This is a genomic window from Borreliella americana (assembly GCF_021043605.1).
Taxonomy (GTDB): domain Bacteria; phylum Spirochaetota; class Spirochaetia; order Borreliales; family Borreliaceae; genus Borreliella; species Borreliella americana.
Window position 1 is genome coordinate 1 of sequence record NZ_JAJNFB010000045.1, and the last position, 2,227, is coordinate 2,227.

Consider the following 2,227-nt stretch of genomic DNA (forward strand, 5'->3'; position numbering starts at 1 on the left):
TCTCATTATTTATGCATTTATGCCTATATTTAGTAACTAATACTAGGTGATAATTAATTGAATGTACGCAGTGATTATGAAAAGTTAACTTATGTGACATATACGCTAAGTATAAAATATTATAAAATAATAAGATATATGGGTGCTAATAAAGCTTACAAGTATAGAATATATCCTAACACTACTCAAAAAAGAATATTTTTCAAAAGTATTTGGATGTGTAAGATTTTTGTATAACAAAATGTTAAGTGATAAGAAAGATTATTATGAAAAAAATAAACAAAGTTTAATTACTTATCCAAGTAAATATAAAGAAGAATTTCTATTCTTAAAGGAAGTTGATAGTTTAGCTCTTTCTAATGCCCAACTTGACTTAAACTCTGCGTATAATAATTTTTTTAGAGAAATTAAAAAAGGAAATAAAACACAAGGATTTCCTAAATATAAAAGTAAAAAAAATAGACAAACTTTTAGAACTAATAATCAAAAAAACTCAATAAGAATAGAGAATGATTATATAAGACTACCTAAAATAGGGTTTGTAAAATTATGTCTACATAGATGCATTAAAGATAATGAATTTATTAAAAATGTAGTGGTGGAAAAAGATAATGATGATAAATATTATATTTCAATAGCAGTTGAGTGTCTAAATAATAAAAATAACAATGAAACTAAAGGCGATAAAAAAGAGGTAGTTGGTATTGATATGAGTATGAGACATTTTTTAGTAAGTAGTGAAGGTGAGAAAATCAATCATCCTAAATATTTACTAAAAAATGAGAATAAACTTAAGAAATACCAAAGAAAATTATCAAAAAAGCAAAAAGGGTCTATTAATAGAACTAAATCTAGATTAAAAGTTGCTAAGCTACATAAAAAAATCTCAAATCAAAGAAAAGACTTTTTGCATAAATTATCTTATTATTTCGTATCCAATTATAAAAACATAGTAATAGAAAATTTATCAATTAAAGGTATGCAAAAAGGAATGTTTGGGAAAAGTATTAATGATTTAGGATGGTCTGAGTTTGTAAGACAATTATCATATAAATCAGAATGGCATAGATCCTCTTTGTATAAAGTAGATAGATATTTTCCATCAAGTAAACTATGCAGCAGTTGTAACATTAAAAATACCACTCTAAAATTAAGTAATACTAGGTGGACTTGCAATAATTGCAACACTTCGCATGATAGAGATATAAATGCAAGTCTAAACCTTTAAGGCTTATTATTATAAAGAAATAAAAACTAAGGCAAGAACTGCCTAAAGTAAAGCTTGTGGACCATGCTCTAGTGGATGATCGTTCTTGTAGAACCTAAAAAGCTATCATGGGATGAAACAAACTGCTATTTCTATAATCTTTGATTTAGAAATAGCAGTTCACGATCCAGTTTGTATTTTACTTTCATGTAAACATATTTTCTTTTTCCGAGTGATATTTTATAGGATTTTTTTTGTCCAGTTGGGTTAAGTCCGTCAATTTCTATATTTCCTTCAAGTAATGTGCCACTAGGAGTTGTTAGACATAATGTTTCCCAAGGTTTAGCCTTAAATTCTGAGTTGTCAATATTAGATTTACTAGAGTCAAGTAAATCTTCTTTTAGAATTAGATATACATTAGCTTTTCCGGCCGAACTTTTAATATTAGAATACTCAATCCCATCAAGATTAAGTAAAGCAGAACGCACTGCACTGTAAGTTGTGCTTTTAGAAGAAATATGTTCTTCAATAGCAGTCCAATAGGTTCCACCCGGTCTCATTTTAGAAAAAAAAAGATTAAGCTCATTAATTATTTCTTCTTCAATTAATGCTAAAGAAGATGCAATAATGTTATAAATTGAACTGTTATTATCATCAATATTAATACCATAATTTACACGCAAATATTCTCTTTTCGATCTTACAATATCTTTAATTGTACGTTTTAAAATGCCAAAATTAGAATCAAAAACTATGCTCATAAATTAAACTCCATATTCAAAACATCGCCTGAGAAAAAAAGGATATATGTGCTTTGTTGTCTTGTATAGTAGTTGAAATATTTATTAAATCCAAGTTAAGTTCTTTAGATATTTCATTGAAATAGTTTTTTACAGCCTGAAGATTATTAATTTTGAGTAGTTTCAAAAGTAAAGTGTAGTCTAGTCCCCAATTAGGAGCATAACTTAGACTTCCCCTCAGAGTTTTACAAAATATGAACAATTTTTGTTTTTGCTCGCC

At 27.0% G+C, this 2,227-nt stretch carries 3 pseudogenes; 1 reads left to right on the forward strand and 2 read right to left on the reverse strand.

What is annotated here, in order from left to right:
- Positions 1 to 138 precede the first annotated feature (138 nt).
- Positions 139 to 1,274, forward strand: a pseudogene (locus LRB30_RS05715) (RNA-guided endonuclease TnpB family protein).
- A gap of 97 nt (positions 1,275 to 1,371) precedes the next feature.
- On the opposite strand, the pseudogene LRB30_RS05720 reads toward LRB30_RS05715, so the two are convergent.
- Both LRB30_RS05720 and LRB30_RS05725 read right to left on the reverse strand, forming a co-directional pair.
- A pseudogene (locus tag LRB30_RS05720) lies at positions 1,372 to 1,968 on the reverse strand (DUF276 domain-containing protein); the annotation flags it as partial.
- A pseudogene (locus LRB30_RS05725) lies at positions 1,965 to 2,227 on the reverse strand (hypothetical protein); the annotation flags it as partial. The pseudogenes LRB30_RS05725 and LRB30_RS05720, both read right to left, overlap by 4 nt.